The sequence below is a fragment of the Halomonas sp. B23F22_10 genome (assembly GCF_043496975.1).
GTDB lineage: Bacteria > Pseudomonadota > Gammaproteobacteria > Pseudomonadales > Halomonadaceae > Halomonas > Halomonas smyrnensis.
Genome location: NZ_JBIEKF010000002.1, coordinates 278,269 through 301,560 on the forward strand (window position 1 = coordinate 278,269; position 23,292 = coordinate 301,560).

22 protein-coding genes are annotated in these 23,292 nt (G+C 69.9%); 13 read left to right on the forward strand and 9 right to left on the reverse strand.

Annotation, left to right across the window (positions count from 1 at the left end):
* The first annotated feature begins 34 nt into the window (after positions 1-34).
* Entirely contained in the window at positions 35-946 is a 912-nt protein-coding gene (locus ACGTNF_RS05370; protein WP_394600777.1) for a LysR family transcriptional regulator, read from the forward strand.
* A gap of 53 nt (positions 947-999) precedes the next feature.
* On the opposite strand, the gene ACGTNF_RS05375 is transcribed toward ACGTNF_RS05370, so the two are convergent.
* A complete protein-coding gene (locus ACGTNF_RS05375; protein WP_394600779.1) occupies positions 1,000-1,749 on the reverse strand; it encodes a 2OG-Fe(II) oxygenase family protein in 750 nt (249 codons plus the stop codon).
* Between the two features lie 97 nt (positions 1,750-1,846).
* Positions 1,847-2,635, reverse strand: coding sequence for a CmcJ/NvfI family oxidoreductase (locus tag ACGTNF_RS05380; protein WP_394600780.1), 789 nt, complete (start codon positions 2,633-2,635; stop codon positions 1,847-1,849).
* A 136-nt stretch (positions 2,636-2,771) separates the two neighbouring features.
* Between ACGTNF_RS05380 and ACGTNF_RS05385 the strand changes: the two genes are divergently transcribed.
* The 4 genes from ACGTNF_RS05385 to ACGTNF_RS05400 all read left to right on the forward strand — a co-directional run bounded on the left by ACGTNF_RS05385 (position 2,772) and on the right by ACGTNF_RS05400 (position 5,328).
* The gene (locus tag ACGTNF_RS05385; protein WP_394600781.1) at positions 2,772-2,945 is read left to right on the forward strand and encodes a hypothetical protein; all 174 of its coding nucleotides are present in this window, start codon (positions 2,772-2,774) and stop codon (positions 2,943-2,945) included.
* A 68-nt stretch (positions 2,946-3,013) separates the two neighbouring features.
* Positions 3,014-3,661: a hypothetical protein gene (locus ACGTNF_RS05390; RefSeq protein WP_394600782.1), complete on the forward strand. Its 648-nt coding sequence runs from the start codon at positions 3,014-3,016 to the stop codon at positions 3,659-3,661.
* Positions 3,658-4,401, forward strand: coding sequence for a DUF3307 domain-containing protein (locus tag ACGTNF_RS05395; protein ID WP_394600784.1), 744 nt, complete (start codon positions 3,658-3,660; stop codon positions 4,399-4,401). Before ACGTNF_RS05390 ends, ACGTNF_RS05395 begins: the two co-directional genes overlap by 4 nt.
* A gap of 3 nt (positions 4,402-4,404) precedes the next feature.
* On the forward strand, positions 4,405-5,328 hold the full coding sequence (locus ACGTNF_RS05400) for an N-acetylmuramoyl-L-alanine amidase (protein ID WP_394600785.1): 924 nt from the start codon (positions 4,405-4,407) through the stop codon (positions 5,326-5,328).
* Here ACGTNF_RS05400 and ACGTNF_RS05405 read toward each other — a convergent pair.
* Entirely contained in the window at positions 5,235-5,882 is a 648-nt protein-coding gene (locus ACGTNF_RS05405) for a helix-turn-helix domain-containing protein (RefSeq protein ID WP_394600786.1), read from the reverse strand. The two genes, ACGTNF_RS05400 and ACGTNF_RS05405, sit on opposite strands and share 94 nt — an antisense overlap.
* A 169-nt stretch (positions 5,883-6,051) precedes the next feature.
* Here ACGTNF_RS05405 and ACGTNF_RS05410 point away from each other — a divergent pair, with 169 nt between their 5' ends.
* From ACGTNF_RS05410 to ACGTNF_RS05425, 4 genes are all read left to right on the forward strand, one after another.
* Positions 6,052-7,278, forward strand: a complete 1,227-nt coding sequence (locus tag ACGTNF_RS05410) for a benzoate/H(+) symporter BenE family transporter (protein WP_394600788.1) — start codon at positions 6,052-6,054, stop codon at positions 7,276-7,278.
* Between the two features lie 103 nt (positions 7,279-7,381).
* Positions 7,382-7,978, forward strand: coding sequence for a GNAT family N-acetyltransferase (locus ACGTNF_RS05415; protein WP_394600790.1), 597 nt, complete (start codon positions 7,382-7,384; stop codon positions 7,976-7,978).
* A 118-nt stretch (positions 7,979-8,096) separates the two neighbouring features.
* Positions 8,097-9,809, forward strand: coding sequence for a proline--tRNA ligase (locus tag ACGTNF_RS05420; RefSeq protein WP_394600791.1), 1,713 nt, complete (start codon positions 8,097-8,099; stop codon positions 9,807-9,809).
* Positions 9,810-9,948: 139 nt separating this feature from the next.
* Positions 9,949-10,500: a lytic transglycosylase domain-containing protein gene (locus tag ACGTNF_RS05425; protein ID WP_016854298.1), complete on the forward strand. Its 552-nt coding sequence runs from the start codon at positions 9,949-9,951 to the stop codon at positions 10,498-10,500.
* 101 nt (positions 10,501-10,601) lie between these two features.
* Here ACGTNF_RS05425 and ccoM read toward each other — a convergent pair whose 3' ends face one another.
* The 3 genes from ccoM to rfaH form a co-directional block, all read right to left on the reverse strand.
* The gene (gene ccoM / locus ACGTNF_RS05430) at positions 10,602-10,724 is read right to left on the reverse strand and encodes a cytochrome c oxidase subunit CcoM (protein ID WP_016854299.1); all 123 of its coding nucleotides are present in this window, start codon (positions 10,722-10,724) and stop codon (positions 10,602-10,604) included.
* 283 nt (positions 10,725-11,007) lie between these two features.
* Entirely contained in the window at positions 11,008-11,514 is a 507-nt protein-coding gene (locus ACGTNF_RS05435) for an FKBP-type peptidyl-prolyl cis-trans isomerase (protein WP_016854300.1), read from the reverse strand.
* 43 nt (positions 11,515-11,557) lie between these two features.
* A complete protein-coding gene (gene rfaH / locus ACGTNF_RS05440; RefSeq protein WP_016854301.1) occupies positions 11,558-12,100 on the reverse strand; it encodes a transcription/translation regulatory transformer protein RfaH in 543 nt (180 codons plus the stop codon).
* A 148-nt stretch (positions 12,101-12,248) separates the two neighbouring features.
* On the opposite strand from rfaH, the gene ACGTNF_RS05445 reads away from it, so the two are divergent.
* Entirely contained in the window at positions 12,249-13,610 is a 1,362-nt protein-coding gene (locus ACGTNF_RS05445; protein ID WP_394600794.1) for an AmpG family muropeptide MFS transporter, read from the forward strand.
* A gap of 24 nt (positions 13,611-13,634) precedes the next feature.
* On the opposite strand, the gene ACGTNF_RS05450 is transcribed toward ACGTNF_RS05445, so the two are convergent.
* Complete coding sequence (locus ACGTNF_RS05450; RefSeq protein ID WP_394600796.1) at positions 13,635-15,476, reverse strand: SEC-C metal-binding domain-containing protein; 1,842 nt, start codon at positions 15,474-15,476, stop codon at positions 13,635-13,637.
* A 61-nt stretch (positions 15,477-15,537) separates the two neighbouring features.
* Positions 15,538-16,782 carry an ABC1 kinase family protein gene (locus ACGTNF_RS05455; protein WP_394600798.1) on the reverse strand — a complete coding sequence of 415 codons (1,245 nt, stop codon included), beginning with the start codon at positions 16,780-16,782 and terminating at the stop codon, positions 15,538-15,540.
* A gap of 135 nt (positions 16,783-16,917) precedes the next feature.
* Here ACGTNF_RS05455 and ACGTNF_RS05460 point away from each other — a divergent pair, with 135 nt between their 5' ends.
* The 3 genes from ACGTNF_RS05460 to ACGTNF_RS05470 all read left to right on the forward strand — a co-directional run bounded on the left by ACGTNF_RS05460 (position 16,918) and on the right by ACGTNF_RS05470 (position 20,511).
* A complete protein-coding gene (locus ACGTNF_RS05460) occupies positions 16,918-18,924 on the forward strand; it encodes a DNA topoisomerase III (RefSeq protein ID WP_394600800.1) in 2,007 nt (668 codons plus the stop codon).
* Positions 18,921-19,841: a ketopantoate reductase family protein gene (locus tag ACGTNF_RS05465; RefSeq protein ID WP_394600802.1), complete on the forward strand. Its 921-nt coding sequence runs from the start codon at positions 18,921-18,923 to the stop codon at positions 19,839-19,841. The genes ACGTNF_RS05460 and ACGTNF_RS05465 overlap by 4 nt, the downstream gene beginning before the upstream one ends.
* 85 nt (positions 19,842-19,926) lie before the next feature.
* Complete coding sequence (locus tag ACGTNF_RS05470) at positions 19,927-20,511, forward strand: hypothetical protein (RefSeq protein ID WP_394600804.1); 585 nt, start codon at positions 19,927-19,929, stop codon at positions 20,509-20,511.
* Positions 20,512-20,626: 115 nt separating this feature from the next.
* Here ACGTNF_RS05470 and ppc read toward each other — a convergent pair whose 3' ends face one another.
* Positions 20,627-23,275, reverse strand: a complete 2,649-nt coding sequence (ppc, locus tag ACGTNF_RS05475) for a phosphoenolpyruvate carboxylase (RefSeq protein WP_394600806.1) — start codon at positions 23,273-23,275, stop codon at positions 20,627-20,629.
* Positions 23,276-23,292 lie beyond the last annotated feature (17 nt).

Sequence of the window (23,292 nt, forward strand, 5' to 3'; positions counted from 1 at the left end):
CTGGACCATTGACGTCGAATAGCGATGGATGGCCATGAAAGAACTGACCCAGCAACTGCGGACCTTGCTCAAGGTCGCCGAACATCAGAGCTTCGCTGCGGCCGCGCGGGAGCTGGATATCGCGTCCTCGACGGCCACACGACATGTCAACCAGCTGGAGCGTCACCTGGGCGAGCCCCTGCTGGTTCGTACGACCCGGCATGTGCGTCTATCGCCAGCCGGAGAACATGCCTTGGTGCGCTTTCGCGCCATCCTCGCCGAAGTGGAGCACCTGACCCGCGACCTGGACACCCTGGGAGAGCGCGTCGCCGGGCCGCTCAGAGTGTCCGTGCCCTGGCGCTACTCTCGCCTCTACCTCGCTCCAATGGTGAGCGAGTTCATGCAGCTGTATCCCGAGGTGGCCCTGGAGATCATCAGCAGCGATGACATGGTCGATCTCGTGAAGAACGACTTCGATGTCGCCATTCGCATCGGTCATCTCGACGACTCCAGCCTGATTGCGCGCCGCATTACCGATCAGCGTTTCATGCTGGCGGCAGCCCCCTCCTACCTCGAAGCCAGGCCCCCGATCAGCGAGCCGAACGATCTGGATCAACATCGTTTACTGACGTTCAGCTACAGCGCCAGCAACCATTACTGGCGGCTGACGCAGGGGGGGATATTACACCGCATCTCGGCGCGATCCGGCGCTCTGCGGACCAATAATGCCGACATCCTCACCCATGCCGCGCTGGATGGAGCCGGCGTGGTGGTCCAGCCGCTCTGGGCTATCCGTCACGAACTGGCCATGGGTCATCTGGTACCGGTGCTGGAGGACTATCATGTGACATCGACCGATTTCGATACCGGCATTCATGTCGTCTTCGCCCGAGAGAATCAGAGTAACCCTCGTGTACGCGCCTGGGTCGATTTCTTGATAGCGCGACGCGAGCGCCTCTCCTGTTGAATGCCTCTCGGGATGCAAGAGGAAGCGCCGCACCAAGGGGCCCTCGGCAAGGATTAGAAAAGAATATCGCTGCGGATGATGTACTTGGCCCCCTCCGTGATCGGTTCGCTGGCATGCACGCAGTGCTGCGGATGAGAGCCATGCGGGAAGCACAGCACCGCGCCCTTGGGGGTCGAGACCGAGACGGTCTGGATGTCATCGCGTGACCGGGCCGGCTTGCCGGGATCGGTGCGGCTGACCAGGAACTCGGTGCGACCGCCGGTGTAGCCATCGCTCAGGAAGATCAGGAAGGTGTAATGGCTCATCAGGGCCGGGTAGGCATCCGTGACGACTTGACCGTCGATGACGCGACTGCCGGGCCAGGCCCCATCGGTATGCGGCTTGAAGAAGTCGCCCGCCTCATAGCGATAGACGCGAAAGCGCGCATTGATACCCTTGGCCTGTTCTCCGTCGATACGCTCGTTGACCAGAGAGGCCACACGCGACCAGATCACCCTGTCGATCGCCTCACTGACGATCCAGTTGACGTTATGGTTGTGACGGACCGAGCGCGGCAGGGAAACGGGAGCGTCCTCCTCGAAGCCCATCTCCTCGACGGCCTGCACGAAGTGGTCGGCTTCCCGGGGGGTCAGTACGTCGAGTAGCTGGAAGGCGCCCGGAACGCCCTCTACTTCCTGGCGGGTGGCGGCAGCCACGTCATCGGTGTCGAAGAAGTCGCCCACCTCGCCGTTGTCACTCCAGATAGGGAGGGGCTTGGGATTGAAGCCGCGTTCGTGACTCACGGCATGGAAAGACAGGCTCATGACAAAAGCTCCTGAGTGACGAGAAACATGTGATGGATGACAGGCGCGCGGCTGAGGTCGCCCGGCGCCAGCCGAGGCAGGCGACGGGGCGCGAGTCTCAGTCGGCATAGCGCACCAGCACCCGCGTCTCGAGACTGGTGCGTGTCGGCGCCTCGGGCGCGGTATTCAGCAATTCGGCGGCAGTATGCGCGACGGGTGGCTTGCCGGCGCTATCGAAGGCATTGAAGAGGATGGCCTCATTCGGCCGCATGCGGGAGGCGAAGTACCAGCGGTGAGCGGGATTGTGAACCAGCCCCTGAATCTGACCGCGGCGATCCGGATAGAGAATATCGATGTCGACCCAGTCATCGGGCTGAACGGTAGACACATCCACAAACGCCAGTGGGTCACGCTCCACGCTATGTTCCACGGGCTGCCACACATTGACGATGCCATAGTGGCCGCGCAGCCATTGCTCGGCCTGTGCCGGTGGCAGAACGTCACGCAGACGCTGGGAGCCGGCATCTGACGAATAGTCGACGTGAACATGCTGGGCCGGCACACGTTCCCCCTCGAAGCCGCGCAGGGTGTGATCGAAGACATGCACGTCGCTTGCCCCCAGCTGTTGCTTGAGCAGTGTCTCTATCGCCGGCGTGTGCTGGCGGTCTCGTGTTTCGGGATCCCGCACGTCCACGGCAAGGGACGGCGTCTCCAGCAAGACCAGCCCCTGCGTGACGAAATCGGTCGGCACCACGCGAAGATCATGCAGTCTGACCCCACGACGATCGTGCTCCGGCTCGATACGTCGTCCGGTCTCCCCGTTAGGATCCACCTGAATCTGCAAGCCTTCGGGGCGATCGACCTGATAATTGACGTAGGCAAGGCGTGTCGATGTGGCTGTTGACATGAGAATGGAAGCGCTCTCCCTCACGATGAACGATCCGTCGGCAAGTCATTGAAGCAGCACGCTCTTCTTCTCCTTGCCAGTAACGGCCTCACCTCCCGAGGCTAGGGCAGGGCCCAGGCGGGAAAAAGGCGACAAGATGCAATTGGCTATTGCCGATTCGGCAATGGTGTCATCCCGCCAGCCGAAGTCGCATGGCGGATCGTCGATCGCCGAGACGCTCGCGCCGGGCGTCGACGTCGCCGCCCGCGGGCAGGGCGAGAAGCCCCGCGACGCGGGCTCCAACGAGGCGCGGCCCGATATAGCCAAATAAGGTTATTACATTGAAAAATAGCCCTGAGAATCTATCCTGAGGCATGACCGTCGCCCTCGGGAGTCTCCATGGCCACACGTCTCGCCGTCATCACCGGCGACATCATCGATTCGCGCCGCCTCGAGGAGGGCCAGCGCCTCCACCGGGTGCTCGAGACGACCCTGGAGGGCCTCGCCGAGCGCCACGAGGGAGACTATCAGCGCTATCGCGGCGACGGTTTCCAGCTCGCCATCGCCCGGGTCGAGGCGGCACTGGAGGCGGCCGTGGCGCTGCGCGCCGCCCTGATCGCGCACTCCGAGGCCGGACACCGCTGGGACGCCCGGCTCGCCATCGCGATAGGGAGTGACGACTGGCGGCCCGGCGAGGCGCTGGCCTCCGCCGACGGCCCGGTCTTCGTCGCCTCCGGCCGCACCCTGGATGCGCTGGACGCATCGGACGCGCACCTCGCCCTGCGGCACACCGACGTCGATGAGGCCCCCTGCGAAGCATTGCTGATCCGCCACCTCGACGCCCTGCTGGCCGACTGGTCGCCCCGCGCCGCCGAGGCGGTCGGCCTGCGTCTGGCCGACGATCTCACCCAACAGGCGCTGGCCGAGCGGCTGGGCATTCGTCAGCCCAGCGTCCACAAGCGCCTGCGCGCCGCCCGCTGGCCCCTGCTGGCCGACACCCTGACGCATTTCCGCACATCGCTCGCCGACGAGGAGGCGACGCCATGACCGCCACGGCCCTGACGACGCTGTTCGCCCTGATCCTCGTCCACCTGGTGGGCGACTTCCTGCTCCAGCCGCGGCGCTGGGTCGAGGCACGCCAGCGCGACAAGGCCCGCGCCGGCGTGCTCTACCTGCATGCCGGGATCCATGGGCTGCTGGCCCTGGCGGTGCTGGTGGTCGCCGGCATCGATTCGCTCGCCGCCGTCGCCTGGGGGGTGACCATCGCCGCCAGCCACGCGCTGATCGACCTCGGCAAGGCGCATCTGGACCCGCGGCGGCTGTGCTGGTTCGTGCTCGATCAGGCCCTGCACCTGATCGTGCTGCTGGGCGTCTGGCTGGCCTCGCTGGGCAGCCTGGCGCCTCTGAGCGCGGCGCTCGACTGGCTGAGCCGTCCCGAGGTGATGGCTCACGCTCTCGCCTATCTGCTGGTCACCCGCCCCATGGCCATCGCCATCGCGCTGGCCATGCGCCCCTGGAGCGAGGAGGTCACCGACCCCGGCACCCTGGTCGCCGCCGGGGCTCGCATCGGCATGCTCGAACGGCTGCTGGTGCTGACCCTGGTGCTGCTCGACGAGCTGACCGCGGTGGGCTTTCTGCTCACCGCCAAGTCGGTGCTGCGCTTCGGCGATCTGCGTGCCCGCCGCGACCGCAAGCTCACCGAGTACGTGCTGCTGGGCACCCTGCTCAGTGTCACCGCCACCCTGGCGCTGGGGCTGGCGGTGCGCCAGCTGCCCTGGGCAGCCTGAGCCATGCGATCCATGACACTGCTCTACATGGTGCTCGCCCTGCTGCTGGGCGGCTGCGCCGGCGGCGAACGCCCCGTCGGGCCCGGCGGCGTGGCGATCGACGACAGCCACCCGTCCAGCGCTCACTCCAGCCGGGTGCGCTTTCTGGTGCTGCACTACACCGACGAGGACGAGGCGACCTCGCTGGAGATTCTCCGCGGGCCTCGCGTCAGCGCCCACTACCTGGTGCCGCGCCGGCCCGGCCGGGAGCGCGGCGCGCCGCGGGTCTATCGCCTGGTCGACGAGTCGCGTCGCGCCTGGCACGCCGGCGCCAGCGCCTGGGCGGGCCGCACCCATCTCAACGACAGCTCGCTGGGCATCGAGCTGGTCAACGCCGGGCCGGATCGCCCGTCCATCGAGGCCGCCCCCACGGTGGCCTGGGCGCCCTTCCCCGACGAGCAGATCACGGCGCTGATCGCCCTGCTCAGGGACCTGATCGCGCGCCACGACATCGCCCCCACCGATCTGCTCGGCCACGCCGAGATCGCGCCCACGCGCAAGATCGACCCGGGACCGGCCTTCCCCTGGCGGCGCCTGTATGCGGCCGGCATCGGCACCTGGCCGCTCGAAGCCGACCTGGCCCGCTACCGTCGCCTGTTTGCCGCGGGCCCACCGCCGCTCGCCGTACTGCAGCGGGCGCTGGCGGCCTGGGGCTACGCGGTCACGCCGAGCGGCGAACTCGATAGTGCGACCCGAGGCGCGCTGCGCGCCTTCCAGATGCGCTATCGGCCCGCCGACCATCGCGGCCGGCCGGACGCCGACACCGCCGCTCGGCTGTGGGCGCTGCTCGCCCGCTACCGGCCCGAGGCGCTGGTCGATCCGGCGCTCGCCTCGCCGCTCTCGCCGTCCGCGGCGACGCCCGGGAAGCCACCCGCGCCGCGGGGATAGTGGATGACGTCGTGGAAGCGCGCCGGCCCCTCGCCCGGGTTGCGATAGGCGTGGGGCCGGTCGGCGGCGAAGCGCAGTCCCTCGCCCGCCGCCAGACGCCGCCAGACGCCGTCCACCCGCACCTCCAGCTCGCCCTCGACCACCACAAGATGTTCGACCACGCCCGGTGCATGGGGCGCCGACTCGCTGACCGCGCCCGCGGCCAGGGTGCCCACCAAGAGCTCGAAGCCGAGCACGGGGTCGAAGGGAAACAGCGGCACGGCCGCCATCCCGGCGGCATCGCCCTCGGAGGCCGGCGCAGCCTGAGGCGCGGCACCGGCCAGTCCCGCATCCGGAACAACGGCCTCGGGTTCGAACAGGCTCGAGAACGGCACGCGAAAGCCGCTGGCGATCTTCCACAGCGTCGCCACCGTGGGGCTCGATTCGCCGCGCTCGATCTGGCCCAGCATGGCCTTGCTGACCCCGGTCTCCCGGGCGGTGCGATCGAGGCTCCAGGCCTCGACGCGGCGCAGCGCCCTGAGCCGTTCGGCAATATGCTGCGAGATCTCCTGCATCGGCCTCTCCCGGTCGCGTTCAGACAGTTCCGATAGATCGTTCGGATAGATGGAAAGGCGCCATTGTAGCGCGGCCGCCGAGGCCTGCCTGTCCATTTGTGCGTTATAGCGCACGGTGCTAGGGTGGCGCCATCGTGCGCTATCACGCACAGCCACCCGGAGCCCTCCCATGCCCACGCCCAGCCGGCCAACGCCGAGCCCCGCCAGCGCCGAGCGTCCCTCGCTGTGGCGCGACGGCAGCCTGTCGACCCTCACCGCCGGCTTAATCGCCGTGCTGATCGGCTATTCCAGCTCGGCGGCGATCATCGTTCGGGCCGCCGAGGCGGCCGGCGCCAGCCAGGCCGAGATCGGCTCCTGGCTGTGGGCGCTGGGCATCGGCTCCGGCGTCACCACGCTGATCTTCTCGCTGCGCTACCGCATGCCGCTGCTCACCGCCTGGTCGACCCCGGGCGCGGCGCTGCTCGCCACCAGCCTGCCGGGGCTGCCCATGAGCGAGGCGATCGGCGCCTTCCTGTTCTCGTCGCTGCTGATCACCCTGTGCGGCGTGACCGGGGTGTTCGAGCGCCTGATGCACCGCCTGCCGCGGGCGCTGGCCTCGGCCATGCTGGCCGGCGTGCTGCTGCGCTTCGGACTCGACCTGGTGATGACCGTGGAACACCGACTGGTGCTGCCGCTGGCGATGGGGCTGACCTATCTGGTGGCCAAGCGGCTGTGGCCGCGCTATGCCATCCCGCTGGTGCTGGCCGTGGGGGGCCTGGTGGCCAAGGCCCAGGGCCTGCTGGATCTCGGCGCCATTACCCCGGGGCTGGCGGTGCCGGCCTATACGGCACCGAGCTTCGACCTCGGCACGCTGATTGGCGTCGGCATCCCGCTGTTCGTGGTCACCATGGCCTCCCAGAACCTGCCCGGCGTGGCCGCCCTGCGCGCCGCCGGCTACCGGCCGCCGATCTCGCCGCTGGTCGGCGGCACCGGGCTTACTGGCCTCGTGCTCGCGCCCTTCGGCGGTTTCGCCCTCAATCTGGCGGCGATCAGCGCCGCGGTCTGCCAGGGCCCGGAGGCCCATCACGACCCGCAGCGACGCTACGCCGCCGGGGTCGCGGCGGGCGGTTTCTACCTGCTGCTGGGGCTGTTCGGCGCTACCGTGAGCTCGCTGTTCGCCGCCCTGCCAGGCGAACTGGTGGTCGCCATCGCCGGTCTGGCACTGCTGCCGACCCTCGGTGCCTCGCTGGCCGACGCCCTGGGCGATGCCCACCAGCGCGACGCCGCCCTGCTCACCTTCCTGGTCACCGCCTCGGGCATCGCGCCGGGCGGCATCGGGGCGGCCTTCTGGGGGCTCGTGGCCGGGCTGGTGGCACTGGCCATCGGCCGCTGGCGCGCCACCGGAAAAGACGACTGAACCATGTCGCCCTGGGCACTGCTGGCGTCGCCTCGGTGCCGCACCATGGCGGTGGGACTGCTAGGCTGCCGCGATCCAATAACAACTTCCCTGGAGCATGCCCATGGCGATCCCGACTCTCTCCATCTGCCGGGGGCGCGACATCACCCCGCACCTGCCGGCCCTGGCCCAGCTGCGCATCCGGGTCTTCCGTGACTACCCCTATCTCTACGACGGCAACGAGGCCTACGAGGCCAGCTACCTCGAGCGCTATGCCGCCAATCCGGAAAGCTTCTTCGTGCTGGCCTTCGACGGCGACACCCTGGTCGGCGCGGCCACCGGCCAGCCGCTGGACGACGAGATCGACGACTTCCGTGCCCCCTTCGAGGCCGCCGGCTACCGCCCCGAAGGCGTCTTCTACTATGGGGAATCGGTGCTGCTGCCCGAATACCGCGGCCGCGGCATCGGCAAGGCCTTCATGGAAGCCCGCGAGAGCCACGCCGAAAGCGAGGGCTTCGGCCATGCGGCCTTCTGCGCCGTGGAACGCCCGATCGACCATCCGCTCAAGCCCGACGACTACCGGCCGCTGCACGACTTCTGGAACGCCTGGGGCTATCGCCGCACGCCGTCACTCTCGACCACCTTCACCTGGAAGGACATCGATGCGGACGAGGAGACCGCCAAGCCGATGATCTTCTGGTGCAAGACGCTCGACGGGTAAACCACGGGAGACGGCCCGGCGGCTTTTGCCGCCACTGGCGCTTGGTCGTACAATGCCGCTCATCGCTGGGCGGCCTTCCGCCCCACCCGACAGACGCTTTCGAGGACATCCCGGACCCATGCGCGCCAGCCAACTGTTGATCTCCACCCTCAAGGAAACGCCCGCCGACGCCGAAGTGGTCAGCCATCAGCTGATGCTGCGCGCGGGGATGATCCGCCGCCTGACCTCGGGGCTCTATACCTGGCTGCCGCTAGGCCTTCGCACCCTGCGCAAGGTCGAGCGCATCGTCCGCGAGGAGATGGATCGCGCCGGCGGCCAGGAAGTGCTGATGCCGGCCGTGCAGCCCGCCGAACTGTGGCAGGAGTCCGGCCGCTGGGACCAGTACGGCCCCGAGCTTTTGCGCCTCAAGGACCGCCACGAGCGTGACTACTGCGTCGGGCCGACCCACGAGGAAGTCATCACCGACCTGGTGCGCCGCGAGATCTCCAGCTACAAGCAGCTGCCGTCGAACTTCTATCAGATCCAGACCAAGTTCCGCGACGAGATCCGCCCGCGCTTCGGCGTGATGCGCTCCCGCGAGTTCGTGATGAAGGATGCCTACTCCTTCCACATCGACGAAGCCTCGCTGATGGACACCTATCAGGTGATGTACGACACCTACGTGCGCATCTTCACTCGCCTGGGGCTCGACTTCCGCCCGGTGATCGCCGACAACGGCTCCATCGGCGGCACCGGCTCCCACGAGTTCCACGTGCTGGCCGACTCCGGCGAGGACGACATCGTGTTCTCCACCGAGTCCGACTACGCCGCCAACATGGAGAAGGCCGAGGCGATGGCGCCCCAGGGCGAGCGCGACGCCCCGCGCGAGGAGCTGCGCCTGGTCGACACGCCGGATGCCAAGACCATCGCCGCGCTGGTCGAGCAGCACGGCCTGCCGATCGAGAAGACCATCAAGACGCTGATGGTGCACGCCACCGAGGGCGGCCTGATCGCGCTGCTGGTGCGCGGCGATCACGAGCTCAACGAGGTCAAGGCCGAGAACCTGCCCGAGGTGGCGAGCCCGCTGACCATGGGCACCGAGGAAGAGATCCGCGCGGCGGCCGGCACCGGCCCCGGTTCGCTGGGTCCGGTGAACCTCGACATGCCGATCGTCATCGACCGCAGCGTGGCGATGATGAGCGACTTCGGCGCCGGCGCCAACGTCGACGGCAAGCACTACTTCGGCATCAACTGGGAGCGCGACCTGCCGCTGCCCAAGGTCGCCGACCTGCGCAACGTGGTCGAGGGCGATCCCTCCCCGGACGGCCGGGGCACCCTGTCGATCAAGCGCGGCATCGAGGTCGGCCACGTCTTCCAGCTGGGCCAGAAGTACAGCGAAGCGATGAATGCCACCGTGCTGGACGCCAACGGCAAGGCCGCACATCCCTGGATGGGCTGCTATGGTATCGGGGTGACCCGGGTCGTGGCCGCCGCCATCGAACAGAACCATGACGACGGCGGCATCATCTGGCCGGACGCCATCGCGCCCTTCCACGTCACCGTGGTGCCGATGAACGCCCACAAGTCGCAGCGCGTGCGCGAGGAAAGCGAGCGTCTCTATCAGGAGCTCAGCGCCGCCGGCTTCGACGTGCTGCTCGACGATCGCGACCTGCGCCCCGGCGTGCGTTTCGCCGACCAGGAACTGATGGGCATTCCCCATCGCCTGGTGGTCGGCGACCGCGGGCTGGACAAGGAAGAACTGGAGTACAAGGGACGCCGTGACAGCGACGCCACCATGGTCCCCGCCGGGGACATCCTCGCCTTCCTGCACGAGAAGATCGACGCCCGCTAAGCGGCGACTGACGGCCGCCCTGGCGGCGGCCGCCTCCCTGCTGCTGGCGACCCCGCTCGTCGCCCAACCGCTCGACGGCCAGGCGGGCAGCGACTTCCTCGATGCCCTCTCCGCGCACCCGGTCCCGGACCGGGCGCCGGTGGTTCGGGCCCTGCCGCCGCTCCCCGCCACGCTGCGCCCGACCCTGGACGGCGCCCGGCGGACGCCGCGCTCGCCCGCCGAGGTGTGGGCGGCCCGTCAGTGGATCAACGACATGGCACCGCGCCTGGCGCGCTACGTGCCCGATGCCGATCGTCGCCAGACGCTGCTGACCCGCATCCATCAGGAGGCGAGCCTGGCCGGCCTCCCGCCGGCGCTGGTGCTGTCCGTCATTGAAGTGGAGAGCGCCTTCCACGCCGAGGCGGTGTCATCGGCCGGCGCCGTGGGGCTGATGCAGATCATGCCGTTCTGGATCCGCGAGCTCGGCCTGCCCGCCGACGACCTCAAGGATCCCATCCGCAACCTGCGCTATGGCTGCACGATACTGGCCCACTACCTGGCGGTGGAAGACGGCGACCTGACCCGCGCCCTGGCCCGCTACAACGGCAGCCTGGGAAAGACCTGGTACCCCGAGCGGGTGATGCGCGCCCTGGCCCGTCGCTGGACGCCCGCGGCCCTCGGCCTGCCCGAGCGCCTGACCGCCGACCGCTGAGCGACCCCCTCTGCCGAACGACGGCACAAAAAAAGGCCGGCCCCGAAGGGTCGGCCTAGTGGGGGGTAGCCCCCCTCCCCTGACGACTGTGGAACGGCGGATCAGCGCTTCTTGTTTTCGCGACGATGGTGGTCGCGGATGACGAAGGCCACCCAGCCGCCCATGAAGGCGATCATCATGCCGACGGTGGCAAGCCCGAAGATCACGGCATCGTCCCAGTACATGGTGCTTGCCTCCCGTCGCGATGTGATGGCCCTACTCTAGCGGCCCGTCCCGGGCGATACGCTGATCTGGGTCAAGTGCGCCACCCGGTGTGAACAGGCCGGCCGTACGGGCTTGATCCAGGTCAGTTTCACGCTCGCGACGCTGCCGCTGGGAGCTCCTCGGCCCCGGAAACGATGCCGCATCGCGCCGCAGGGAAGGAGGGGGGGCAAGGAGGAGGGAGAGAAACGCGGGAAACGCGGCCGCGCCGAAGGGCGACGCGGCCGGCGCTCCCGAGCCGAGGGCTCAGACCATCTTCTTGTCTTCGACCTGATCCGGCGTGGTGCCCGGCGGCAGCGGGTGGCCCTTGGCGAGCTCGGCGCGGGTGGCCTCGCGCACCTCCAGCACCTCCAGACGATAGTGCAGGTGGCGACCGGCCAGCGGATGATTGGTGTCGATCCGCACGCCGTCGTCGCGCACCTCGAGCACGGTGACGATCTCCGGGCCGTCATCGCCCGGCGTCTGGAAGCGCATGCCCGGCGCGAGATCGGGCACTGGGAAGGCCTCGCGGCCGACCTCGCGCACCAGCGCCTCGTCGCGCAGGCCATAGGCCTCGGCGGGGGCCAGGGTCACCTCGAGCTCGGCGCCGGCCTCGCTCCCGGCCAGGGCCTGCTCCAGCCCGGCCATCAGGTTGCCGTGGCCGTGAAGGTATTCGAGTGGCTTCTGGCGCGCGCGGGAGTCGTCGAGGACCTGGCCGTCCTCGTCGCTCAGCACGTAGTGCAGGGTCACGACCCGCTGGGGGGCGATGGTCATGGGGCCTCCGGTACTGGGGAATGAAAGATAGGGTTAAAGGGCATCAGTCGCGACGGCGCAGTCGGGAGACGGGCATCTCCAGTCGCTGCTGCTGATGCAGCATGTTGAGCAGCACGATGGCGCGCTCCTCGCCCTTGTGGCTGGCGAAGACCGCCTGCAGGTCCTTGAACGGCCCCTCGGTGATCTCCACCGCCTCGCCGGCGCGGAAGTAGACGTGGGCGACGTCGTCATCATCCTGGCTGGCCTGACGGCGCAGGGCCTCGATCAGCCCGTCGCCGACCGGCACCGGCATGTCGCCGCCGAAGGTCACGAGCTTGAGCACGCCGCGCGTCGAGCGGATCGGCCGCCAGTTGCTGATCAGCCGGTCGAGGCGGATGAACAGATAGTAGGGAAACAGCGGCTCGCTCACCCACTCCAGCTTGCCGCGGCGCTTCTTCTGAACCTCGAGCACCGGGTGGAAGACCTCGTAGCCCTGGTTGCCCAGGTGCTCGGCGGCACGGAAGGACTCGCCTCCCTTGCACTGGATGGCATACCAGCGGGGCACCGCATCCTCGGTGGCCTCGAGAGAAAGGTCGTCATCACGCATGTCGTCGATCGTCTCTGGCTGGTGTCGGCGCCGGGGCTCTGCAACAATCGGCGGCGCGTGCCGCCGGTGTCGTCGGCCCCGGTCGAGACCGAGATTTTAACATCGATGGCCCGGCACGTGCCCTGACCCATCGCAAGGAGAGCCCCTCATGCCGCCCCCCACCGCGCATCGCAGCTGGCGCAGCGCCCTGTCGGTCTACCTGCGTGCCCCGGTGCTGACCATGCTGTTCCTGGGCTTCTCGGCGGGCCTGCCCTTCCTGCTGGTGTTCTCGACACTGTCGGCCTGGCTGCGCAGCGACGGCGTCGAGGTGGCCGCGATCGGCTTCTTCGCCTGGATCGGCATCCTCTACTCGATCAAGTTCTTCTGGGCCCCGGTGGTCGACCGGCTGGCGCTCCCCGGCCTGACCCGCCGGCTCGGCCAGCGCCGCGGCTGGATGCTGCTGGCGCAGGCGATGATCGCCGCCGGCCTGGCGGGGCTGTCGAGTCTCGATCCACCGAACCAGCTGCCGCTGGTGGCGTTGTTCGCGCTGCTGGTGGCCTTCGGCTCGGCGACCCAGGACATCTCCATCGACGCCTTTCGTATCGAGTCGGCGCCGGAGGACCTGCAGGCGGCCATGGCCTCGACCTATATCATCGGCTATCGCGGCGGGCTGATCGCCGCCGGGGCGGGAGCGCTCTACCTGGCCTCGCTGGTGTCCTGGCACGTCGCCTACCTGGCGATGGCGGCGCTGATGGCGGTGGGCATGGTGACGGTGCTGGTGCGCCCGGAACCCGAACGCCAGGCGCTGGGCGTCCAGCTGATCCACGAGCCGCGGGTGCGGGCCTTCCTGCGCGCCAGCCGCGGCCGGCCGGCCTGGCTGCGCCGCCTGGGCGCCTGGGTGATCGGCGCGGTGGTCTGCCCGTTCACCGACTTCTTCGGTCGGCACGGGCTCAAGGCGCTGTGGCTGCTGGCCTTCGTGGCCGTGTTCCGGATCAGCGACCTGGCGATGGCCTCCATGGCCAACCCGCTCTACATCGATCTGGGCTTCAGCCTCGAGGCCATCGCCAACGTGACCAACGTGTTCGGCATCGCCATGAGCATCGGCGGCGGGCTGATGGGCGGCCTGCTGGTGGCGCGCTACGGAGTGGGGCCGATCCTGATCCTCGGCGCCTGCGCCACCGCCCTGACCAACCTGCTGTTCGTGGCCCTATCGCTTGCCGGCGACAGCCTGCCGATGCTGGTGGTCACCATCGTCGGCGACAACCTCTCCAACGGCCTCGCCAGCGCGGTGTTCATCGCCTTCCTCTCGGGGCTGACCTCGCGGGCCTACACCGCCACCCAGTACGCGCTGTTCTCGTCGCTGATGACGCTGCCCGGCAAGTTCCTGAGCGGCTTCGGCGGCCTGGTCGTGGCCTCGCACGGCTACGCAGACTTCTTCCTGGCGGCCTCGGTGCTGGGCCTGCCGGCCATCGCGCTGGCGATCTGGGTCAGCCGCGACCGCCGTCTGGCACCGGCGCCGACCACGGCCTGAGGCCGCCCCTCTCGGCCCCGCCGCTCAGTCCAGCCGACCGGCGAGCCATTCCAGCGCGCCCGGGGTGGCGCGCCACTGGTCACGCATCAGGGTGCGGTACTGCCAGGCCTCGGCCCGCGAACCGGGCGCCGCCGTACCGTCGCCCGACGGGCTGGCCGGACGCGGATTCTCGGCGCACAGCAGCGACAGGGCGTGACCGTTGTGGCGCCGGGACTCGCTCAGCGCCTCGACGGCCTCGTCGAGGCGCTCCAGGCGGTAGAGCGCCAGCGCCCGGCCCATCAGCAGCCCCAGCACCGCCTCGTCCTCGGACGGCTTGGCCAGCGCCGACTCGCTGAGCGCCAGCGCCTCGGTGTCGCGGCCCTCGCGCAGCAGCTGGTCGAGCACCAGCTCGCGCAGCCCCAGGCTGTCACGATCATCCAGCTCGAGCAGCCGCTCGGCCAGATGCCGGGAACGCTGCCGCGCGCCGCGTTCCATGCCGACCACCAGCGCCAGGCCGGTGCGCAGCAGCATGGCGTTATCGGCGGCGTCCCAGTCCAGTGAGGCGTCGCCCGGCGAGGCGTCGCCGGACGCCGCCTCGCGTGCCTGATCCAGCCAACGTTCCAGGCGCTCGGCCAGCGGCTCGAACAGGCTCGGCGCCATCCACGGCAGGCTGCCGAAGCGGCTGGTCAGCGCCAGCGCCAGCGACTGCACCACCGCCGGCGAATCGAGCCACTCCGGCTGGGCACACAGCGCCGGCAGCCAGTCGCCGGCCGCCTGCCAGGGATCGTCATCGAAGCCCAGCGGGGCCTCGTTCTCGACCTCGGCGGGGAACACCGCGCGGAAACCGGCATAGAGCGTGTCTTCCCGGGCGCTGCGGTGATAGGCCAGCTGGCCCTCCTCGACGCGCAGGTCCAGCGTCGGTGCACCGTCCAGCGACTCGAGCAGCGCCTGCAGCGCGACCAGCGGCTCGGCCAGATCCTCCTCGGCGTTGAGCAGCTGTTCGGCCAGGGTCGCGCCGGGGTTATCGGCCAGGTCGGAGAGGAACTGCAGCTGGTCGGGATCGAGCTCGCCTTGACGGGACAGGCGGCGGAACCAGAAGCTCGAGCGCTCGCGGGCCTCTTCCTCGTGCCCTTCATGCAGCAGCAGCATGGCCTCGATGTAGGCCAGGGTCGGCGAGTCCGGCAGCGCTTGCTGGGCGCGCACGAAGGCGGCCCGGGCGCTGTCCAGGTCATCGTTGTCCAGGTGCATCAGGCACAGCCGCTCCAGCGCCACGCCGCGCAGGAACAGCGGGCCGCGATCGAGCACCGCGTCGAGCAGCGCCTCGCGCTTGCGATGGAATCCGCGCTCCTGATAGAGATCGACCAGGATCTCGAAGGCCGGCTCGGCCTGCTCCGGCAGGCGCGACCAGTCGGCGGTCTCGAACAGCGACTCGAGGATCTGCTGGGCGCGACCGCGCTGGCCGGATTCGGCGGCGATCAGCCCGGCCTCGAGCAGCGCCTGGGCGGGCGCCTTGCCGCTGGCCAGCGCGGCCTTGAGGGTATCGCCCTTCCACTCGCGCAGCGACAGCATCCACATCAGGTGATCGGGCACATCGCCCGGCAGGCTGACGGCGCCGCAGCAGCGCTTGGTCTTGCGCCCGGAGTCGCACCAGCAGGGCTCGTTGCGCCCCGGGCGGGCCAGCGCCTCGCATTCGAAGTCCAGCCGCGCCAGCGGGGTCTGCGACCACAGCTCCGGAGCCAGCGCCTGGGCCATGGCCGGATCCCCGGTCAGCTTGGGACCCTCCTCGCGGGCCCAGGCCATCAGCGTCGGATAACGCTCGTCTTCGCGAATCGCCTTGAGGGCGCCCGAGGCGAACCCCAGCAGCTGTTCTACCCATACCGCCAGCATGGCCGTCTCCCCTGCCGAAAAACCGCACAGTCTACCAGCCGCGCGCCGGGCTGGCAGCCGCTCAGCGTGATACCTTCGCGAACAGCGGCCTCACCCGGGCATCCATGTCCAGCCGCGCGCCGAGGCGCACCAGATTCCAGTAGTGGCCGTTCAGGGTCCGCGACAGCAGCAGGGTGTCCGCCGGCGGCTGCAGGCGATCCATGGCCGCCCACACCCGCGGGCTCAGCTCGCGCAGCCGGCGATGCACGCGCACGTCGCCGAAGTCCTGGATGCCGGGGGCGAACAGCGGGCCTACCGCCTCGGCGGCCTCGCGATAGAGCGCCAGGGGCGCGCCCTCGCCCTGGCGGCCGCCCAGCTCGAGCATCGCCGCATCCATGGCCATGGGGTCCGCGGCCAGGGTGGCCTCGAGCAGGCGCATCATCGCCGCCAGCCGCTCGCGCGGCACCGGGATGACGGCGCCGAAGTCGTAGATCACCAGCCGACCCTGCTCATCGGCGGCGAAGTTGCCGGCATGGGGGTCGGCGTGCAGCTCGCCGAAGGTGAACAGCTCCTCGATCAGCCAGTCGGCCAGCGTCGTGGCCACCCGCTGGCGCACGGCGTCGTCGGCATCCTCCAGCTCGCGCAGCGGCGTACCCGCCACGTGGCGCATGGCCAGCACATGGGGCCCGCAGAGATCGGGCAGCGGCTCGGGGATCACCAGCGAATCGAGATGCGCGTAGCGCGCCCGGTAGCGCACCAGATGCTCGGCCTCGGCGCGATAGTCGAGCTCGTCGCGCAGGCCGGCGGCGAGCTCCTCGAACAGCGCGTCGAGGCGCGCCTGGGGCACCTTGAACCAGCGCCCCAGACGCATCAGGCGGCGCAGCTGGGCGAGATCGCCCTCCAGCACCTCGGCGAGGCCGGGATACTGCACCTTGAGCACCACCGTCTCGCCGTCTCGCGTCACCGCCCGGTGCACCTGGCCCATGGAGGCGCTGGCGAAGGGCGCGGTCTCGACCTCGGCGAAGACCGCCTCGAGGTCGCCGTACTGCGCCTCGAGGGTCCCCCGGATGGCCTCCCAGGGCATCGGCGTGGCCTGACGCTGCAGCCGGGCCAGCTCATCGGCCAGGTCCGGCGGCAGCAGGTCATCCCACTGCGACATCACCTGAGCCAGCTTCATGGCCGGCCCCTTGAGCTCGGAAAGCCCCTCGAACAGCGCCTCGCCGAGGGCACGCCAGTCGGCCTGCCCGCCGAGCCGGGTGCGCAGCAGGGCACCGCCGGTGCGAGTGCCGAGGCCCAGCAGGCGCCGTGTGCGACCGCGTTCGCGCATCTATCACGCCCTCCGATAAAGTGTGACAAGCATTGTACAACGGATCACCATCTTACCCCTGGCGACCCGCGACAAATACTGTAAGAATCCCCATGACTTTCATCCTATCGACGTTTACCCCGCCGACGAGACGCCATGCGCCTGATCATCGCCGAGAAGCCGAGCCTGGCCCGGGCCATCGCCGAGGCCCTGCCCGCCGCCGTTCGCCGCGAGGACGGCGCCCTGGTGGCCGGTGACACCACCGTCACCTGGTGCCTCGGCCACCTGCTGGAACAGGCCCCGCCCGAGGCCTACGACCCCGCCCTCAAGAGCTGGCGGCTCGATACCCTGCCGATCCTGCCCGAGCAGTGGAAACTCGCCCCGCGGCCCAAGGCCAGGGGGCAGATCGCGGTGATCCGCCGGCTGCTCAAGCAGGCCGGCGAGGTCGTGCATGCCGGCGACCCCGACCGCGAGGGCCAGCTGCTGGTACAGGAGGTGATCGAGCATCTGGGCTGGAAGGGGCCGGTGTCGCGACTGCTGGTCAGCGACCTCAACGCCCCGGCCGTCAAGCGCGCGCTCTCGCGGCTGGAGGACAACGCCCGCTACGCGCCGCTCTACCGCGCCGCCCAGGCCCGCTCCCGGGCCGACTGGCTGTACGGCATCAACCTGACCCGCGCCTGGACGCTGATCGGCCGACAGGCGGGGCACGATGGCGTGCTCTCGGTGGGCCGGGTACAGACGCCGGTGCTGGGCCTGGTGGTGCGTCGCGACGCCGAGATCCGCGACTTCGAGCCGCGGCCCTTCTATGTGCTGTGGGCCGATCTGGCCGTTTCCCGCGGCCGCCTGCGGGCCTGGTGGGCGCCCGGCGAGACGCACCCGCTGGACGATCAGGGGCGGCTGATCGAGCGTGCCCCGGCGGCCGCGCTGGCCGAACGCCTGCCCGGCGCCGAGGGCCGGCTGTCCAAGCTCGAGCGCCGCAACAAGCGCCAGGCCGCGCCCCTGCCCTACTCGCTGTCGGCGCTGCAGGTCGACGCCGCCCGCCGCCACGGGCTCTCGGCCAAGGCGGTGCTGGACATCTGTCAGCGCCTCTACGAGCGCCACCAGCTGATCACCTATCCGCGCTCGGACTGCCGCTATCTGCCCGAGGAGCACTTCGCCGGCGCCCGCCGCACCCTCGAGGGCGCCTGCGCCGGCGACGACACCCTGCGCGGCTGGCTCGCCGGCGCCGACTTCTCGAAGCGCTCCAAGGCCTGGAACGACAAGAAGGTCGGCGCCCACCACGCCCTCGCGCCCACCGGCAAGACCGCCGATCCGGCGACGCTCTCGCGCCAGGAGGCCGACGTCTTCCGGCTGATCGCGCGCAACGTGCTGGCCCAGTTCTACCCTGCGCTCTCGACCCGCGAGGTGAAGGCCGAGTTCACCGTCATCGGTGAACGGTTCCGCGCCCGCGGCCAGGAGATCCTCGATCCGGGCTGGAAGCCGCTGTTCACCACCCGCGACGAGGCCCCGCCGCTGCCGCTGCTCGACGAGGGCGAGGCGTGCCGCGTCGAGGACGCAGGGGTGGAGGATCGCGAGACCCGGCCGCCGGAACCCTTCACCGACGCCAGCCTGATCAAGGCGATGATGAACATCGCCCGCTACGTGGACGACCCGGAGGTGCGCCGTACCCTGCGCGACACCGACGGCCTGGGCACCGAGGCCACCCGCGCCGGCATCCTCGAGACCCTGGAGACCCGTGGCTACCTGGTGCGCGAGGGCAAGGCCCTGCGCGCCACCCGCCTCGGCGACGCCCTGATCGCCTCGCTGCCCGAGGCCGTGAGCCGCCCCGAGCGCACCGCCCTGTGGGAACAGCGGCTCTCCGCCATCGCCGAGGACGGCGACGCCCCGGCGCCCTTCCTCGACGCCCTCGTCACCGATCTGCGTACGCTGCTGGGCCGCGCCGACGCCGGCCGCATGCGCCAGTCTCTGGCCGATGCCCGGGGCGCCGAGCCGGCGGCCCGCTCGGGCAAGTCGGGCGGCAAGGGGCGACGCGGCGCAAAAAGCCGGAGCGCCGGCAAAGGCGGCAGCAAGAGCACCGGCCGGCGCGGCGCCGCCGGCAAGGCCACGAAAGGCACCAAGGCCGGCAGCGGCACCGCCCGACGCAAGCGGAGCACGTCCTCATGAACACGCTGATCCTCGGGCCGGGCGCCGTCGGGCGCCTGCTGGCGCTGCACCTGGCCGCCACGATGCCCGTCACCCTGATCGGCCGCCGCGAGCTGCCGCGTCGTCAGACCCTGACCACCCCGACCGGTGAGACGCACTCGCACGAGATCGACAGCGTCACCCCCGCGACGCTGGCCGACGGGCTCGCCGCACGCGCCGACATCCTTCACCTGACCACCAAGGCCTACGCCGCCGAGGCCGCCTTCGAGGCGATCGCGCCCCGGCTGGCGCCGGACACGCCGCTGGTGCTGTGGCAGAACGGCTACGGCGTGCAGCCGCGCCTGAGCGAACGCTGGGACGGCCCGGTGCTGTGCGCCAGCACCACCGAAGGCGCATATCTCGACGGTGACGCCGGCGTGGTGCATGCCGGGCGCGGGCAGACGGTGATCGGCGATCTCGCCGGCCGTCACGCCGAACTGGCGGAAACGGTCGCCACCAGGCTCTCGACGGCGGGCCTCGCCGCCGGCGCCGTCGACGATATCCGCGTACGGCTGTGGCACAAGCTGGCCGTCAACGCCGCCATCAATCCGCTGGTGGCCCGCTTCCGGATCCGCAACGGCCAGCTACGCGACCGCCCCTTCCGGCCCATGGTCGAGGCCGTGATCGAGGAAGTCTCGGCGGTGATGGCCGCCGAGGCCATTCCGGCCCCCGCTTCCGGCTGGTCGGCGCGGGTGTGGTCGGTGGTGTCGGCCACCGCCAACAATCGCGCCTCGATGCTGCAGGACGTGCTGGCCGGCCGGCCCACCGAGCACGACGCCATTCTCGGCCCGCTGCTCGCCGCCGGGCGCCGCCACGGCCTGGCCACGCCCGTGCTGACGGGGCTCCATGCCCGCCTGACCGCGGCCGACACCGTGCCCGCCTCCAGCGCCACCGGATGATGCAGCGCCTGGCCGTTTCGGGTGTCGCCTGCTAGCCTCATCTTGTTGATGACACCCGACGGGCTCCCCTTCCCAGGCCTGAGCGATGAAGATCCCGGACTCCTGGCGGTCGACGCTGATCGCCCTGCTGCTGTTCCCCGCCATCGGCGTCGCGCCCGCGCTGGCGGGTTCCAACGAGCCCGCCTTTGCCGGCGACGCCATCGATCTTGCTCACTTCGATAACGGCATGCGGCTGCTGGGCGGTAACGTCGAAAGCCCCGACGGCGTGACCTCGGGCTTCCGACTGACCACCGGCATCTCGCCCCGGGGGCTGCCGAGCTTCGACTTCGGCGCCGAGGTCCGCTATCGGGAAAGCAACGACGTACCCGTTTCCCACGCCACCCGCGACACCCTGCTCGACACCACCAGCCTCGGCGGCAGCCTGATGGCCGGCGTGCGCTTCGGTGCGCTCGGCCTCTACGCCAAGTCGGGACTCGCCGGCTGGCAGGGCAAGGCCGCCAGCGGCCATGCGCCCGAGCTCTCCGAAGGCGGCATGACACGCGTCAACGGCATCGGTGCGCGATTCGGCTTCGCCAACGACTGGGTCAGCCGGCTGGAAATGGAGCGCGTCGACGATCCGGCACTCGAACATCTCAATATGGTCACCGCCTCGGTGCACATGCCCTTCTAGCCGGCCTCATCAGACACCCGCGCCTACGACCCAACGCCCACCACCGCACACCCCCAACGAAAAACCCCGAGGGCCGAGGCCCTCGGGGTGTACTGTCGCAGGTGCTGTCCAGCGATCAGCCGGTGTTGCGCAACCCGGCGGCGATGCCGGCCATGGTCACCATCAGCGCCCGGGAAAGATCCCCGCTGATCGCGCCGTCGGCATCGCGGTTACGCTGCAGGAGCTCGGCCTGAAGGCCGTGCAGCGGGTCGATGTAGGGATTGCGCACCTCCACCGCCTGACGGATCAGCGGCGTGCTCTCGAGCAGCTCGTCCTGATCCAGGATCGAGAGCACCGCGCCGTTGAGACGACCGAAGCGCTCGCGCAACCGCTCGCCGAGGGCCTGCAGGGCCGGCTCGTCGACCAGGCGCTGCTCGTAGTAGGCCGCGATGCTGACATCGGCCTTGGCCAGCAGCATCTCGAGCATGTCGAGATAGGTGCCGAAGAACGGCCAGCGGTCGCGCATCTCGCGCAGCACCTCGAGCCCGCCCGGCTCCTGGAGGCGCTTGGCGAAGGCCTCGCCGCTGCCCAGCCAGGCCGGCAGCATCAGGCGCGTCTGGGTCCAGGCGAAGATCCAGGGAATGGCCCGCAGGGTCTCGACGCCGCCCTCCTGGCGACGCTTGGCCGGGCGCGAGCCCAGCGGCAGGCGGCCCAGCGCCGTCTCCGGCGTCACCGAGCGGAAATAGGGCACGAAGTCGGGGTCCTCTCGCACCACGCCCACGTAGGCCTGGTGGGCCACGTCGGCGAGGCGATCCATCTCCTCGCGCCAGGCCGGCTCGGGCGTCGGCGGCGGCAGCAGCGAGGCCTCGAGCACCGCACAGGCGTAGATCTCCATGGAGCGCAGCGCGATGTCGGGCTGGCCGAACTTGAAGCGGATCATCTCGCCCTGTTCGGTCACCCTGAGGCTGCCGTTCACCGAGCCCGGCGGCTGGGACAGGATCGCCGCGTGGGCCGGGCCGCCGCCGCGACCGACGGTGCCGCCGCGGCCGTGGAACAGCGTCAGGTCGACGTCGTGACGCCGGCATACCTCGACCAGGGTCTCCTGGGCACGATACTGGGCCCAGGCCGCGGCCAGCTGGCCGGCGTCCTTGGCGGAGTCCGAGTAGCCGATCATCACTTCCTGACGATCACCGGCCAGTCGACGATAGCCCGGCAGCGCCAGCAGTCGGTCGATGACGTCGCCGGCACGGTTGAGGTCGTCCAGGGTCTCGAACAGCGGCGCGATCGGCAGCGTGGCCTCGCCGCCCACTTCCTTCATCAGCAGCGCCACGGCCAGCACGTCGGAGGGCTGGCCGGCCATGGAGATGATGTAGGTGCCCAGCGCCTCGACGTGCTCGGAGCCGATCACGCGGAAGGTGTCGATCACCTCGCGGGCCTCGGCGGAGCACTCCCAGCGACGCGGAATCAGCGGCCGGCGGGAAGACAGCTCGTTGAGCAGGAATTCCTGGCGCTGCTCCTCGCTCCAGTCGCGGTAGTGGCCGAGCCCCAGGCTATCGGTGAGCTCCTCGAACACCTGCTCGTGGCGAGTGGATTCCTGGCGCAGGTCGAGCTTGGTGAGGGTGACGCCGAACACCGAGACCCGGCGCAGGGTGTCGAGCAGCACGCCGTTGGCGATGGTGTCGAGGCCCACGTCGCACAGCGAGCGGTAGCAGGCCAGCAGCGGCGCGTAGAGCTGATCGCGGGTCTCGATGATCGGCCCGCCGTCGTGGTTGACGCCGTCGAGCTGGGCCTGGGCCCAGTCGCGGGTGGCCTCGACCCTGCTCAGCAGGCGCTTGATCAGCTCGCGATAGGGCTCGGCGACATCGCCCACCTCGGCCTTGAGCGCGCTGTTGGCCTTCCACATGGAGAGCTCGGCCTTGAGCTGCTCGAGGTCGCGCGAGTAGAGGTCGGCGGCCATCCAGCGGCCCAGCAGCAGCACCTCGCGGGTGACCTTGGCGGTGACGTTGGGGTTGCCGTCCCGGTCGCCGCCCATCCAGGAAGCGAAGCGGATCGGCGCGGCGTCCAGCGGCAGCCGCTCGCCGGCGGTATCGAGCAGCAGGTTGTCGAGGTCGCGGTGGAAGTCCGGCACCGCCTGCCACAGCGAGTTCTCGATCACCGCGAAGCCCCAGCGGGCCTCGTCGACCGGCGTCGGGCGCTCGTGGCGGATCTCGTCGGTATGCCAGGCCTGGCTGATCAGCTCCTCGAGGCGACCGTGGGCGCGGGCGGCGCGCTCGGGATAGTCGGCAGAAGACTCGATGATGGTCAGACACTCATCGATGGCGTCGTACTTCTGGATCAGGGTGCGGCGGATGACCTCGGTCGGATGCGCGGTCAGCACCAGCTCGACGCGCATGTTGGCCAGCGCCTCGACCAGCTTGCGCGGCGTGTGGCCCTCGCTGCGCGCGCGCTCGAGCAGTTCGCCGAGCGCCGGCTGGGCGCCGGGTTTGTAGTCCTCGACCCGGCGGAAGCGGGCGCGATAGTGCTGTTCGGCCATGTTGGCCAGGTTGAGGAACTGGTTGAAGGCCCGGGTCACCGGCAGCAGGTCGCTGTCCGGCAGGCCCCGCAGGTAGTCGATCAGCTGGCGGTTGCTGTCGGCCTCGCGCTGGCGACCCTGCTTGGCAAGGCCGCGGATGGTCTCGATGCGATCGACGAAGTCCTTGCCGAGATCATCGGCAATGGTACGTCCCAGACTGTCGCCCAGGATACGGACGTTGTCCCGCAGCGATTCGTGCAGGTCGTGGCTCATGTCCAGGCTTCTCCTTT

Coding starts and splice junctions, on each gene's coding strand:
- ACGTNF_RS05415 (WP_394600790.1), top strand. CDS start 7,382: ATGGCGATCCCGACTCTCTCCATCTGCCGGGGGCGCGACATCACCCCG.
- rfaH (WP_016854301.1), bottom strand. CDS start 12,100: ATGCGTGATGACGACCTTTCTCTCGAGGCCACCGAGGATGCGGTGCCC.
- ACGTNF_RS05450 (WP_394600796.1), bottom strand. CDS start 15,476: ATGCTGGCGGTATGGGTAGAACAGCTGCTGGGGTTCGCCTCGGGCGCC.
- ACGTNF_RS05410 (WP_394600788.1), top strand. CDS start 6,052: ATGCCCACGCCCAGCCGGCCAACGCCGAGCCCCGCCAGCGCCGAGCGT.
- ACGTNF_RS05400 (WP_394600785.1), top strand. CDS start 4,405: ATGCGATCCATGACACTGCTCTACATGGTGCTCGCCCTGCTGCTGGGC.
- ACGTNF_RS05380 (WP_394600780.1), bottom strand. CDS start 2,635: ATGTCAACAGCCACATCGACACGCCTTGCCTACGTCAATTATCAGGTC.
- ACGTNF_RS05390 (WP_394600782.1), top strand. CDS start 3,014: ATGGCCACACGTCTCGCCGTCATCACCGGCGACATCATCGATTCGCGC.
- ACGTNF_RS05470 (WP_394600804.1), top strand. CDS start 19,927: ATGAAGATCCCGGACTCCTGGCGGTCGACGCTGATCGCCCTGCTGCTG.
- ccoM (WP_016854299.1), bottom strand. CDS start 10,724: ATGTACTGGGACGATGCCGTGATCTTCGGGCTTGCCACCGTCGGCATG.
- ACGTNF_RS05395 (WP_394600784.1), top strand. CDS start 3,658: ATGACCGCCACGGCCCTGACGACGCTGTTCGCCCTGATCCTCGTCCAC.
- ACGTNF_RS05455 (WP_394600798.1), bottom strand. CDS start 16,782: ATGCGCGAACGCGGTCGCACACGGCGCCTGCTGGGCCTCGGCACTCGC.
- ACGTNF_RS05460 (WP_394600800.1), top strand. CDS start 16,918: ATGCGCCTGATCATCGCCGAGAAGCCGAGCCTGGCCCGGGCCATCGCC.
- ACGTNF_RS05435 (WP_016854300.1), bottom strand. CDS start 11,514: ATGACCATCGCCCCCCAGCGGGTCGTGACCCTGCACTACGTGCTGAGC.
- ACGTNF_RS05465 (WP_394600802.1), top strand. CDS start 18,921: ATGAACACGCTGATCCTCGGGCCGGGCGCCGTCGGGCGCCTGCTGGCG.
- ACGTNF_RS05385 (WP_394600781.1), top strand. CDS start 2,772: ATGCAATTGGCTATTGCCGATTCGGCAATGGTGTCATCCCGCCAGCCG.
- ACGTNF_RS05420 (WP_394600791.1), top strand. CDS start 8,097: ATGCGCGCCAGCCAACTGTTGATCTCCACCCTCAAGGAAACGCCCGCC.
- ppc (WP_394600806.1), bottom strand. CDS start 23,275: ATGAGCCACGACCTGCACGAATCGCTGCGGGACAACGTCCGTATCCTG.
- ACGTNF_RS05370 (WP_394600777.1), top strand. CDS start 35: ATGAAAGAACTGACCCAGCAACTGCGGACCTTGCTCAAGGTCGCCGAA.
- ACGTNF_RS05445 (WP_394600794.1), top strand. CDS start 12,249: ATGCCGCCCCCCACCGCGCATCGCAGCTGGCGCAGCGCCCTGTCGGTC.
- ACGTNF_RS05375 (WP_394600779.1), bottom strand. CDS start 1,749: ATGAGCCTGTCTTTCCATGCCGTGAGTCACGAACGCGGCTTCAATCCC.
- ACGTNF_RS05405 (WP_394600786.1), bottom strand. CDS start 5,882: ATGCAGGAGATCTCGCAGCATATTGCCGAACGGCTCAGGGCGCTGCGC.